General features: G+C 66.1%; 12 protein-coding genes. 6 read left to right on the top strand and 6 right to left on the bottom strand.

From position 1 onward, the window contains the following. Positions 1–355 precede the first annotated feature (355 nt). The 3 genes from BU124_RS11630 to BU124_RS11620 all read right to left on the bottom strand — a co-directional run bounded on the left by BU124_RS11630 (position 356) and on the right by BU124_RS11620 (position 3,639). The gene (locus BU124_RS11630) at positions 356–2,386 is read right to left on the bottom strand and encodes an AAA family ATPase (RefSeq protein WP_084863752.1); all 2,031 of its coding nucleotides are present in this window, start codon (positions 2,384–2,386) and stop codon (positions 356–358) included. Positions 2,387–2,473: 87 nt separating this feature from the next. Beyond that, the gene (locus BU124_RS11625) at positions 2,474–3,043 is read right to left on the bottom strand and encodes a group I intron-associated PD-(D/E)XK endonuclease (protein WP_084863751.1); all 570 of its coding nucleotides are present in this window, start codon (positions 3,041–3,043) and stop codon (positions 2,474–2,476) included. 74 nt (positions 3,044–3,117) lie between these two features. After that, complete coding sequence (locus BU124_RS11620) at positions 3,118–3,639, bottom strand: hypothetical protein (protein ID WP_084863750.1); 522 nt, start codon at positions 3,637–3,639, stop codon at positions 3,118–3,120. A 110-nt stretch (positions 3,640–3,749) separates the two neighbouring features. Between BU124_RS11620 and BU124_RS11615 the strand changes: the two genes are divergently transcribed. Beyond that, on the top strand, positions 3,750–3,929 hold the full coding sequence (locus BU124_RS11615) for a ribbon-helix-helix protein, CopG family (RefSeq protein ID WP_245831682.1): 180 nt from the start codon (positions 3,750–3,752) through the stop codon (positions 3,927–3,929). 51 nt (positions 3,930–3,980) lie between these two features. Here BU124_RS11615 and BU124_RS11610 read toward each other — a convergent pair whose 3' ends face one another. From BU124_RS11610 to BU124_RS11600, 3 genes are all read right to left on the bottom strand, one after another. Beyond that, positions 3,981–5,729 carry a DUF927 domain-containing protein gene (locus BU124_RS11610; protein WP_084863748.1) on the bottom strand — a complete coding sequence of 583 codons (1,749 nt, stop codon included), beginning with the start codon at positions 5,727–5,729 and terminating at the stop codon, positions 3,981–3,983. Positions 5,730–6,084: 355 nt separating this feature from the next. After that, positions 6,085–7,005, bottom strand: a complete 921-nt coding sequence (locus BU124_RS11605; RefSeq protein WP_084863747.1) for a DMT family transporter — start codon at positions 7,003–7,005, stop codon at positions 6,085–6,087. Between the two features lie 140 nt (positions 7,006–7,145). Then, positions 7,146–7,625 carry a hypothetical protein gene (locus BU124_RS11600; protein ID WP_084863746.1) on the bottom strand — a complete coding sequence of 160 codons (480 nt, stop codon included), beginning with the start codon at positions 7,623–7,625 and terminating at the stop codon, positions 7,146–7,148. A gap of 124 nt (positions 7,626–7,749) precedes the next feature. Here BU124_RS11600 and BU124_RS11595 point away from each other — a divergent pair, with 124 nt between their 5' ends. The 5 genes from BU124_RS11595 (at position 7,750) to BU124_RS11575 (ending at position 11,271) form a co-directional block, all read left to right on the top strand. Then, positions 7,750–8,322, top strand: coding sequence for a TetR/AcrR family transcriptional regulator (locus BU124_RS11595; RefSeq protein WP_084863753.1), 573 nt, complete (start codon positions 7,750–7,752; stop codon positions 8,320–8,322). Positions 8,323–8,416: 94 nt separating this feature from the next. Then, positions 8,417–8,791, top strand: a complete 375-nt coding sequence (locus tag BU124_RS11590; protein ID WP_084863745.1) for a hypothetical protein — start codon at positions 8,417–8,419, stop codon at positions 8,789–8,791. Positions 8,792–9,156: 365 nt separating this feature from the next. Next, positions 9,157–9,861 (top strand): TetR/AcrR family transcriptional regulator, encoded by a 705-nt coding sequence (locus BU124_RS11585; protein ID WP_084863744.1) that lies wholly within the window; start codon positions 9,157–9,159, stop codon positions 9,859–9,861. Positions 9,862–9,871: 10 nt separating this feature from the next. After that, entirely contained in the window at positions 9,872–10,747 is an 876-nt protein-coding gene (locus BU124_RS11580; protein WP_084863743.1) for an N-acyl homoserine lactonase family protein, read from the top strand. Beyond that, a complete protein-coding gene (locus BU124_RS11575) occupies positions 10,744–11,271 on the top strand; it encodes an SRPBCC family protein (RefSeq protein WP_084863742.1) in 528 nt (175 codons plus the stop codon). Before BU124_RS11580 ends, BU124_RS11575 begins: the two co-directional genes overlap by 4 nt. Positions 11,272–11,283: the final 12 nt, after the last annotated feature.

The raw sequence follows: 11,283 nt of genomic DNA, 5'->3' as shown, positions 1-11,283 counted from the left end.
TATTTTCTTGCAAGTAGCTAATATCGTTCGACTTTCTGTCCGGTTGGATGGTCAAGGTACGAAACGCGGTACATTTTGGCGCTTGGGCTGTGCCGCGTGGTCGGAGCCTAGCGGATTGCGGGGATCGAGTCAGCGGGCGTGTCGGGCCGGACGTGTCCATGGGTCTTGCCGTTTCGGTATATGATGATCCTGGTTGTCCCGCCGCCGTTGGGTGCGGCGGGGGTTGGGTGTTTGGTCTTTGGTTTTTCAAATCTTGCGCGCGCAGGGCCTGCGGCCCTGTCGCGGGGGGCTCCGGACGGGTGTCCGGAGCCTTTCGGGTTGGTGGGTTGGTTGGGGGCGTGTCCGGCGCGGGGCGTCATGTCCCGGACGGGGCTTGAGTGGTGCGTTCATTGGCATCAACACAATCTGCGCTCTCCGTGGTCCTGTCCGGGGTCACCTGATCGAGAAGGTCCGCCAGATCTTCGGCGTGAAGCTCCCTCGTATCGGTGAGGGCCTCGGCGATGCGCTCCAGCGCGGCGCGGCGACGGCTCAGGGCCGCGCGCGTCTCGGCCTCGGCTGTCCGGAGGGTGTCCTCGATCCGTTTCCGGGACTGCTGCGCGAGCAGCCGTGTGGTGATGTCCGGCGAGTGCCAGGTCAGGGTGTCCCCGAGGCCGAGGCGCATCTCGGCGTCGGTCAGGAGCTGCGTGGCCATGGCGAGGTCGCTCTCCGCGCCGCCGCCCGCGCCGCTCGAGACCTCCTCAAAAACAACCGCTTCGGCCGCGCGTCCGCCGAGGAAGGTCCGGACGAGCGCATCGATGCGCGCGCGGGTCAGGAAATCAGGCTTGGGCCGCTCGACCGCCCCGCCACTGGCCCGGAGAGTGGCCCGCTGCGCGGCGGGCGCGCCGAAGAGGTGTCCGGCAAGCAGATGTCCGGCTTCGTGCACCGCCACGCGGCGCAACGTGTCCGGGTCCGGCGCGGGGGCGAGGTCAGCCGCCGCGGCGTCGAGGTCGCCGGGCGCGAGGGCGGCCCCGCGGCGGCGTGCGCGGGTGCGCGCGGCGCGGACAAGGGCCGTGATCTCCGCGCCGCTCTGCCCGAGAAGCTGGTCCGTCAACCCGGCGAGATCCTGCGCGGGGAGGTCTGGACTGGCACCGGCGAGGAGGGCCTGCACGCCGTCGCGGTCGGGGGGCGCGACGGGGATGTGCCGGTCGAACCGGCCCGCGCGCCGGATCGCGGGGTCGACGGTGTCCGGGTGATTTGTCGCGGCGAGCACGATCACGCCCTCGGTCTTCATCAGGCGGTCGAGCTGGGTCAGCAGGCCGGTCACGATACCGATCATGTAGCCATTGTGGCTCTGGCCGCGGGCGTGGAAAGCGTCGATCTCGTCGATGAAGAAGACGCTTGGCACTTGGGTGCAGGCGCGGGTGACGGCCTCCGTGAGGCCCTTAAGCATGTCGCCTTGATGCCCGCGCCGCTGATTGTCGGCATAGCTCGTGGCGATCAGTGGCACCCCCGCAGAGCCGGCCAGCGCTTCGGAAAGCATCGTCTTGCCGTTGCCGGGCGGGCCGTAAAGCAGGAAGGACCGGGTGACTTGCGCCCAGTCCAGGGCACCGGCGCGCCAGTCTGCGAGGTCCGCGCAAAGGTCTTCGAGCGCCTGTCGGGCCACGGGTTGGCCATGGACATCTTCGAGCGTGACCTGTCCGGTCGGCGTGTCCGGCGTGGTCAACCGGGCAAGCTCGGCCTGTGCCGCGTCGATGTCGGGCGCGGCAAAGATGGCGGCGAGGTCGAGGTCCGACAGCCCTGCGGCGTCGGCGTCGGACAGGTCCAGCGCGGGTGCCGTGACGTCATGGATCTCGGACAGCAACGCGCGCAGCATCGCGGCGCTGATCGGCCTGAGTGGCAGCGTCAGGGCGACGCGGCGGCGCAGCTTGTCCGGCAGCGGCATTCCCGGCTGCAGGATGGCGATCACGCCGAGCCCTCTGAGAAGGGCGCGCTCGATCTTGGTATGCGTCATCTCGGCGTCGACGCCTTTGCCCGTTCCTGCCTGTTCGACCACCCTCGGCTTTTGCACACCGGCGGTGGCACCGGCGTCGATCATGGCGTTAACGATTTTCTCAACCCGCTCGCGGGCCGCGGCATCGGGCGCTTCGATGACGTGCAGCACACCCGGCGGTGGGATCATCCCCGGGCTGCCAGCCGAGGCGTGCGCCGCGCCGAGCTGCAGCGTCGTCACGGCGCTCAGCGCGCTGGCGACCTCCACCGGGCCGCCGTCCGGGATCTCGGGCAGCGGGTCGTCGAAGACATCGCCGTAGAGGTCGTCGATATCCGCCCGCGCGGGCGCGGCGCGGCGCAGCTGCGCGATGGCGTCGTCGAGGCCGGGAAGGTTGTGGTGTTTCGGTGTCTCGGACATGGGAAATCCTCTTGAAGTCTCGCATGGCGGGGCCGGCCCGGGCGCGCCATCACGCGCCGGATCGGGTGGATTGAAGATGCGGGAAGCTCAGGCGGCGGCGGTTCCTGGCGTCGTGTCCGGAGCCGGGTCCGGGACGGCGTCGGCAAGCCCGAGCGCGTTCAGGGCGGTGTCGAAGCTCGCCCGGGGCTGTCGCCGCAGGCGGGGTATCTCAGCAGCTGAGACGACGTGCGACGGCCGCCACTCGGCAGTGAACTTCACGACAAATTCCGGAAGCGCTACCAGCGCGAGCACGTCGAAATCGCCGGGATCGTACGGCCGCGTTCCGACAGGGCCGCGCTGATAGCCCCGACGCACGTTGAAGACGTAGCCGCCCGCGCCCAGCACATGCCGGGTCTTGATCTGAACGCGCAGAAGACGTTGATCCAACCAGACGATGCGGTCGAACTGTTCATGCTCCGGGGTGGGGATCGCGCGCTCGCCGAACATCGCGAGAACGCAATCGACCAGGTGCTCCCCGGCGAGGCCGAGAATCTTCGCATGCGTACAGAGATCATCCGGGAGGACGTCGGGGTAGCGGGAAAGTGCGGTGCGGGCGATGCGCGCTTCGGTGGGGCGCTCCGGCAGGTGGAAGCCGGGCAACGGCAGTTGCTGGGGCATGTCACGCCTCCGTGTTCGTGGGAAAAGAGCGCGGGCCGGACCTGCCGACCCGCAGAAGAACAAGGTGTGTGACGTCAGGCCGGGACCGGCGCGAAATCCGTTTCCGGAAAGACGAAAAGACCGTCGCCGCCGAACTCGCGAAGGCTTGCAAGATCATCGAAGTGACTGAAAAAGCTCTGCGACAACCGCTTGGTCAGCCGCGCGGCAGACGACTGCCCGTCGATCGCGAAGATGTCGCGGTGCCGGACCGTCGACTGATGGAAATGCTGCCGGTCTCCGTCGTCCTCGAACGTGAGCATCACATGGAGAACGTGCGCCAGCCGCCGCAGCGCGCGATCTTCGGGCCTGTAATCCGGCGCGACCAGCACGTCGCCGACAGTTTCGCACAGCGCTTCGCGCGCCGCTTCCGCGTTTGCCAGGCGTTTCCGGAACGCCTCGGACAGGATATCGATGCCGGGTGCATCCACCGACTGCTCGTGCGCGACAAATGACTCGAGCTGCGCCAGAAGGTGGTTGAATGCCCGGGAAACGGGCGTGTGCGCCGGCGCGCAGCCTTTCGCCGGATGGAGGGCAGTGGTATCGATCGCCGTAGCCATGATGATCTCCTATTCAGATCGTGATGGTTAGAGCGCGGGCAAGAGGGTCGGATCTCTTGCCCCGCTCGCCAATTTATGATATCGAAAATAAGAAAAATCAAGGGGCGGTCATGAAAAAAGGTGTGGGCAGGCCAAAATCCGACACGGAAGGCGTGATGGTGAGGCTTCCGCGCGAGATGATACGACAGCTTGACGAAGTCCGTCGCAACGAGGACGACATACCGACCAGGCCGGAGATGATCCGGCGTATTCTGGCGGACTGGCTCGACAGAAACCCACCTGAATCGTGAGGCCGTTCTGACCGACATTATCCGACATGGTTACACGCTGTCGGAACGGGATTATTGGTTTTTGTCAGTACCTTCCGACGTTTCCGACATATCCGACACGACATCGTCAAGAATGCGGCGGCGCAGCTTGTAGCCCCGGCTCTCACCCGTCACGCCCTGCGGCATGCGCGCTTTTATGTTCCGCCCGTCTCCAAACTCCAGAAGCCCGCGGCGCTGAAGGGCTTGCGCGGCACGCTTCGGACACTCTCCATCGTGGATGTGCTCCCATATCTGCGTGGGTAAAAAGATGTGATCACCCTTCGCGTACGCTGATGGCTCCGGAATTGACTGTGCCGTATCCAGATCGTGAATCCGGTCACGGTTCTCGAACAAGAAAACCTGCACGCGCAAGACAGCCTGTTCCTCCAGACGATCGTGGTGCTGGCCCCGGTTTTCGAGCCAGAGCCCGAAGGTCTCCAGCGCAGCCTCCATCGCATCACCCTTGTTCCAGTTAGAGATGTGATAATGCGTTGACAGCTCGCCGGCCGCTGCAATCAGCGCGAACCGCTTCCTGGCCCGGCCCGGCACGCCCGACCCTGTGCGCGGATGCCGTCCCTCGGCCTTGCTGATGAACCGTTCCATCAGCTGTCGCGCCTTGAGCCGTGCGCGCTCGGGCTCGTTCAGGACGGCGGCGACAAACGCCGGGCCGGCGTGACCGTAGTGCGCTGCCGCGGCATCGCGCAAAGCGTCACTGAAGACCCGGCCATCTTCGCAGTCATGAAGATCGTCGAACGCGCCGAATGTCTGTTGATCCGCCTCGATGTCCAAAGCGCGAACAGCCTGCCCGGCTTGTGCAGTCCGCCCGGCCTCCTGCAGTTTCTGCCGCAAGCTGATCTCGCCGCTGGACAACATCATCAGCTGCCAGTGCGCCGCTTGCCCGAGCTGTCCGTTCGACTTCGACCGTGCTTTTCCCTGACCGTTTCCAAGCATGTAAATGGCAGCGTCTGCCGCTCGTCCATCGACTTCGGCCAGCTCGTCGAGGCAAAGCAGCATGCTGTTCGCGCGCTCTGCTGTGCCTTCCAACCCATTGTCGGTCGCCCTCCAGCGCCTGACGCCTTCGGGTGCCCACCATATTGACGCGGCTGCCGCGAGCAACGTGGACTTGCCAGACGAGGAGCCGCCACGGAAATGCAGCATGCCGTTTTCAAGACCCAATGGTTCGACCAGCGGACCAGCGAATGCAGTCGAGAGCGCGACCATGAGCAGTGGGTTCCCCCGCGCACGCGCCGCGATTTCATCGCGCCAGCTGTAGAGCGTACCGCGCGCAGGAGGTGCACGAAGATCATCCGGGCCAGTGTAAATGACGTTCTCCGATCCTTTCGTGACCCCATCGGGCAGCACGAATGCTTCGGTGCCGGCAAGCCAGCCGCGCCGATGGGTGATCGTGAAGCGCGCCGCAGGACGCCATTTGTAAAGGCATTTTGCGAGCGCCTGTTGCCCGGTCAGCTCGACATCGAACCCTTCGTCGATCAGATCGCGGATGACGCGGCTTCGGGCCCCGACGATGTCGCTGGCGCGTATGACCCGTCGAAGCCGTCGGTTGTCGATGGTGATGAACTCGACCACCCGACCATACTCCCGCCCGTGTACGTCGTGTGTGACGCCGATAACCGATATCCAGCCGCAAAGTCGTTGCAGCTCGATCTCGCCATCCCGTGTGATCCGCTCCGCGTACAGACACCGTGCACCAAGACGGAATCCCTCCGGCGGGTAATTTAGCGAGATGGGCGCGCCGTCGGCAACAAGGCTAAGGCTTGGCATGTGTCTTCCTCCGTTCCGGACCGCGTGGATCAGATGACCCGCGCTTCACACAAGATAATGTGTCCGAACGAAAGAATCGTTGGTGATGTTGTCCGGGATTTCGATAGCGCGCGCTTTTTTGTGGATAACTACTCCGTGGCCCAGTTCTTCCCAGAATAACCCGCAACGCTGTCCGGAGTGAGCCTGCCGTCCGAGCCAGACCTCGCCTCAGTCCCGAAGGTCTCGCGCCACCTCTGCATCTTTGCTTGTCCATGAACACTTTTCGTGGTGCATGTCATCCTCCACTGGAGAAAACTCGCGACATCGGAGCCCGTCAACGTCGAACCCTTGTCCGGAATCGGCCCGAAGCGGCCGTTCAACTGGGCCGCCGGCTGTCGCAACCCGGCGCGTCGGAACGGGTATTCGCTGCGGAGTCGCCGGACTTGCGGAACATGACCAGATTGCCGAGCCCGGCGAGCGCCACGCCCAGCATGGACAGCGGGGCCCATTCATATCCCTCGAACAGGCTCGATGCCGTCAGCGCGACGATCGGGAAAAGCACGGTGGCATAGCCGGCCCCGGCGGCGCCGATCCGTCCCGCCAGCACGAGGTAGGCTGTGAAGCCGCCGATGGACCCGACGACGGAAAGATAGAGAAGCGCGCCCCAGTAGAGCCCGCCGGTCGGAATCGCGAGCGGCTGCCCCACTGCGGCGAGGATGCCGAGAAGGCCGAGCGCGCCTATCCCCATGCCCCATGCGTTGGCCGTGACCGGCGTGATGCCCAGCATCGCGTTGCGCCGCGACGCCATGTTGCCCCACGAAAAGAACATGGTTCCGAGCACGGCCCAGCCGACCCCGCGCAGCGCCGCCGGATCGAACGAGACCGCGAGATCGTGCCAGAAGAGGCAGACGAGCCCCGCCACGCCGAGCCCGCCCGCGGCGACGGTCCGCGGGCGGATCCGGTCCCCGAAGAAGACTTGCGCATTGATCGCGTTGAAGATCGACGCCAGCGAGAAGATCACCGCGACCAGACCGGAGGAGATTGTCTCGGTGGCGGTGTAGAGCCCGATGAAGTTGAGGCTGAAGAGGCAGAGCGCCTGGATGACCACGAACCGCCACACCGGCGGCCGCCTCAGCCGCCCCAGGGCGCAAAGCGCGGCCAGCATCAGTACCCCGGCAAGCGCGAAGCGATAGAAGATCGAGACCGCGACCGGGGCGTGGCCGACCTGCGCCGCGATGGCGATCCAGGTCGTGCCCCAAATAAGCACGGTGCCGATGAAGAGCAGGGGCGTGTTCATTGGTGCCTCCTGTGACTTGCTCACCCCTCGCGCCCGAAGAGCACCTCGTGCATCGTTCGACCTGGAAACAGGGTGAAGGCGCCGGCGAACATCAGCGGGTCGATGCCGGCGCATTCCGTCGCGCGGCGGTGACCGGCCCGTCATTCCACGGCGGTTGCCGGGGCGTGGCGGCTGCGCCCGTAGAGGAACGCGAGGGCGAGCCCTTCCGCGAGCACCACGAAGACCCAGAAGACAAGCTCCAGCCCCACGAGCATGAGCGGCTCGCGGAACATGTTGAAGGGCGTGTGGAACTCGAAGTAGAGCGCCATCAGCGCCCAGAGCACCACGGCGAAGCGCAGCCCGCGCTGCAGCCGTGTCTGGCCCAGGGCCGGTTCGATCATCATGAAAACCAGCCCGTGTATCGCACCGATACCGGCCGCGTAGGCCATGTAGAGCGGCCCGTTTTCGAACATCAGCGGGCGCGGCGCCATCTCGAAGAGCACGTCGATGACCTTGGCGGACTGGATATCCGGGTCGAACAGGATGGGCGCCCCGAGCTGGAAGAACAGAAGGTTGCTCACGACATTGGCGAGCGTGAAGGCCACGAGCCCGGCGATGGGGGCGCGAAGGATCTTGGGCATGGGTTTGCTCCTTTTCGGATCGGCAGGACCGCCGCTTGCTGTCAGAATGTCAACGCATGTTGACTTTTTCGCACCCATGACGGAGTCGCTTGCCAAAGTCAACAGGCGTTGGCAAATTCTGTCCATGAGCAGAACACTGACGAAGACCCCGAAATCCGAAACGACCCGCCAGGCGATCCTCGCGGCCGCGCAACGGCAGTTCTACGAGAATGGCTACGATGGCGCATCGGTGCGCCGGATCGCCCGCGCGGTGCCGATCGACCCGGCGATGATCATGCGCTACTTCGGGTCAAAGGAGGGGCTGTTCTCGGCGGCTGTCGTGATCGACCTCAAGCTGCCGGACCCGGGCGCCATCCCGCGCGACAGGGCCGGCACCGCCTTCGTCGCGCATTTCCTGAACCTGTGGGAGGGCGAGCGGAGCGCCATCGGCCTGCCGATCCTGTTGCGCTCGGCCGTCTCCAACCAGGACGCGTCGGACAAGATACGCGCGGTCTTCGAAAAGCAGGTCGCGCCGACCGTCGCGGGCCTGACCGATGCCGATGACGCGGACACCCGCGCGGCGCTGATTGTCAGCCAGCTTTTCGGGCTGGCGCTGTGCCGCTACATCCTGAAACTGCCGCCCGTGGCCGAGATGACGCAAGACGAGATCATCGCCCGGATCGGACCCGTGGTGCAGGGCCACCTGTGGCGCGATTGAAACGTCAGCGGTGCGGGCGAGTTGCCATGGCAGCGCCGCCGGTGCCCCCCGGGCGGAATTGCGAATCGGCCCGTTCCCATGTCACCCGACCGCCATGACACAGGACACCGGCGATACCGATCTGATGCCGCTTGTCGCGGTCGGGGCGTCACTCGTGGCCATCGGCACGGCCCTCGGCGCGACATGGCCCGTTCTCGGGGGCTTGGTCCTCGTGGCGGCGGTGACGCTGCTGGTGTTTGCGGTGGTGCGCATGGTGCAACGTCAGAAGGGGCAGACCGCCGGGCGCGCACCCGGACGCGCCGACATCTGGCTGGTGGCGCTTGTTGTCGGCATGATGGCCTCCGGCGGCGGCGCGGCGCTGTCGGTGGTGCATGCGCCGATGGTCGGCCTGGGCCTCGCGCTTGGCGGCGGTGCGCTTTGCGGTGTCGGTGGCTGGCGCATGATCGTCGCGGCCAGCGGGCGCGACTAGGATGCCCTGACAGCACGCGCCAGCCCGGCGCGGGACGATCATGAAACAGGCACCATCCTGGCGGCCGGGCAATTCCTTGCGGGTCATACCCATCGTCACCGCATGACGCGCGCGGCGGGCTGGGTCTGAATGCCTTCGGCCGGCCGCAAGCCGCTTCTGACCTATCCATCTTGCCATGCGCCGGGTCGGGCCATCGACCCCGCGACACGCGAATACGCGGCGCGGGATGCGGCGCCGGTTCGACCCTGGAACGTGGCATATCCCTCGCCCCCCTGCTGACGCGGAGGCCGGTCTTGACAGGATGCGGTCGCGCGCGTAATTTTAACAGTGTTAGATAAAACGAAAGCCGTTACAGGAATGCCGTGATGCAACCGGACCGACGCGACCGCCGGCGCCTCGAGGCCCGCGAAGAGATCAAGGACACCGCCCGTGCGCTTCTGGCCGAACAGGGGGCGGCGGGGTTGTCGCTGCGCGCCATCGCGAAGCGAATGGGCATGACCGCGCCGGGGCTCTATCACTACTTCGGCAGCATCAACGACCTGATCACGGCCCTGATCCTCGACGCCTTCACCCAGCTCGCAGAGGCGGTCGAGAAAGCGGATGCAGACGTCGCCTCGCGAGGCGGGGCGGAGAGACTGGTGGCCGTCGCCCATGCGTGGCGGCGGTGGGCTCTCGATCATCCGATCGACTTCCAGCTCCTCTACGGCAGCCCGATCCCAACCTACGAACAGCCCACCGACACCACCTACCCGGCCGCGCGGCGCAGCTTCCTCGTCACCGCCAGCATCTTCGCGCAGGCGATCGAGTGTGGCGAGATCGACCTGCCGGAGGAATATCGGCGCCTGCCCCCGGAGATCGCGCGGTCGTTCGACGCGCTGACCGGGTTGGAGGGGCACGACCTGCCGCCCCACGCGCTCTATCTGGCCGCGATTTCCTGGGCGCGGCTGCACGGGCACATCATGCTCGAGCTCTTTCACCTCATCCAGCCGGTCATCGGGGATGTCGACGCGCTCTTCGCCCACGAAGTGAACGCGCTCATTCGCCAGGTCGGCTTCACACCAAGCCAATAGGAGGAAACTCATGAAAATTCATGCCATCGAGACAGGCCGCGTCCGCGTCACCGAACGCTGGCGGGAGGGCGAGGGCGACGGAATGCGCCGCCTTCTGAACGCGTGGTTCGACAAGGCGATGACCGACTGGCTGCCGGTCCATGTGTGGGTGATCGAACACCCCGAGGGGCTGATCGTCGTCGATACCGGCATTCCGGCGGATGCCAACAGGCCGCGCTACTTCCCGCCCTTCATGCCGCTCATCCAGCGGGCGGCCGTCTTCGACATCGCGCCGGAAGAGGAGATCGGCCCGCAGATGCGGGCGCGTGGCCTTGCGCCGGAGGACGTGCGCTGGGTGGTCATGACGCACCTGCACCAGGACCATGACGGCGGGCTGCATCATTTCCCGAACGCCGAAGTCCTCGTCTCGCGGGAGGAGTGGACCTTCGCGACCGGGCTCAAGGGCCGCATGAACGGCTACCTCAACCAGCGCTGGCCGCGCGGTTTCGCGCCCACGCCCGTCGACTTCGAGGACGGCCCCCTCGCGCCCTTCCCGCGCCATGCAAGCCTGACCCGTGCGGGCGACGTGACGCTCGTGCCGACGCCGGGCCATTCGCCCGGACACCTCTCCGTGCTGCTGGAGGAGGGCGACACAACCATCATGTTCGCCGGCGACACCTCCTACACCGAGGACCACCTCGTGCGGATGGTGGCCGATGGCATCGGCACCGATCTCGAGGCCGAGATCGAGACGCATCGCAAGATCCTCGCCCATGCCGCACAGCGCCCAACGGTCTACCTGCCCAGCCACGATCCCGATTCCGCGAGGCGCCTGGCCGACCGGGTTACCCTCCAGCCGCACGGCACGGCCCCGGTTCACACTGAAGGCCTTGGAGAGGTGGCATGAAGTTCGCCAACGAGATCGACCTGTCAGTGGCGCGGGACGACGTCTTCGCCTTCGTCGCCGACCAGCGCAACATTCCGCTGTGGAACTACTACGTGGTGGACGTGAGACAGGAGCGCGGCAACGGCCCCGCGGTTGGCGCCCGTTATCACCAAACGCGAAAGACCGACAGCCAAATTACGGAGATCACCCAAATGGCGCCCGGAGAGAGTCTGACCGTGGAAACCGTGGCCGGCACGCCGGTCGTCCGCCGCCACATCGCATTCCGGCAGACCCGGCGCGGCACCCGCATGATCGACTCCTGGAACCTCGCAACCGGATACCCGGCGGCGCTGGAATTCTTCGCCGTCCGCCGGATCAGGCGCGCCGTCGCGGCGAACCTCGAAAAGCTCAAGCATTTGCTCGAAACCGGCGCGGTCGAGCTTCAGGACGGCCGCCGCATCTCGGTCGACAGACACGCCGACGCCCAACGGTCAGGCGCCCGCAGCCCTGAGGACGTATCGCCCGGTCGTCGCGTCCGGGCGTAGCAAGTGCGGGAG

This window comes from Salibaculum halophilum (genome assembly GCF_002094885.1).
In the GTDB taxonomy this organism is placed as follows: Bacteria; Pseudomonadota; Alphaproteobacteria; order Rhodobacterales; family Rhodobacteraceae; genus Salibaculum; species Salibaculum halophilum.
The sequence above is the reverse complement of the archived record's forward strand: the minus strand, read 5'-3'. Positions and strand labels throughout refer to the sequence as shown.